1 protein-coding gene is annotated in these 762 nt (G+C 74.1%); it reads left to right on the top strand.

What is annotated here, in order from left to right:
- On the top strand, nucleotides 1–609 hold a 609-nt coding region (locus FV222_RS28100), incomplete at its 5' end, for a transglutaminase family protein (RefSeq protein ID WP_147816411.1).
- Nucleotides 610–762: the final 153 nt, after the last annotated feature.

Below are 762 nucleotides of genomic sequence, written 5' to 3'. Positions count from 1 at the left end.
GAGGCGGCGCGGACGGCCGCGATCGCGTCCCGCGACCTCGGGGCCGACGCGCCGGTCCACTTCCTGTTCCCCAGCGCCCGGGTGCCGCTGCTGCCCGACGTGACCGACTATGCGCGAAAGAGCTTCTCGCCCGGGCGCAGCGCCTACGGCGCCGCCTTCGACCTGATGACGCGCATCCGCGCCGACTTCCGCTTCGACGCGAAGGCCACGGACGTGCACACGCCGCTTTCCGAGGCCTTCGCGCTGCGCGCCGGGGTCTGCCAGGATTTCGCCCACGTAATGATCGCGGGCCTGCGCGGGATGGGGCTGCCGGCGGCCTATGTCAGCGGGTATCTCCGGACGATCCCGCCGGCCGGCCGGCCACGCCTGCGCGGCGCCGACGCGAGCCACGCCTGGGTCGCGGTCTGGTGCGGCGACGGCTGGCTCGGCCTCGATCCGACCAACGGCATCGGCGTGCGCGACGACCACATCGTCGTGGCCCGCGGGCGCGACTACGGCGACGTCGCCCCGATCGACGGCATCGTCAGCGGCTCGGGCAAGCAGAAGCTCAAGGTCGAGGTCGACGTGATCCCGCAGGACGAGGCGGAGGCGCTGGCCCTCGTCGGCTGAGCGCCGCCCGCCGTCAGCGGCCCGGTTCGATCTGGAGCGTGAAGCGCTGGCGCGGGTCGCGCCGGAACGACAGCAGGTCGGACGCCGCCGCGAGATGCGCGCGCAGCCTCGGCAGCGCGTCGGCGAGACGTGGATGCGCGGGCAGCATGCGCA

This window comes from Methylobacterium sp. WL103 (genome assembly GCF_008039885.1).
Taxonomy (GTDB): Bacteria; Pseudomonadota; Alphaproteobacteria; order Rhizobiales; family Beijerinckiaceae; genus Methylobacterium; species Methylobacterium cerastii.
The sequence above is the reverse complement of the archived record's forward strand: the minus strand, read 5'-3'. Positions and strand labels throughout refer to the sequence as shown.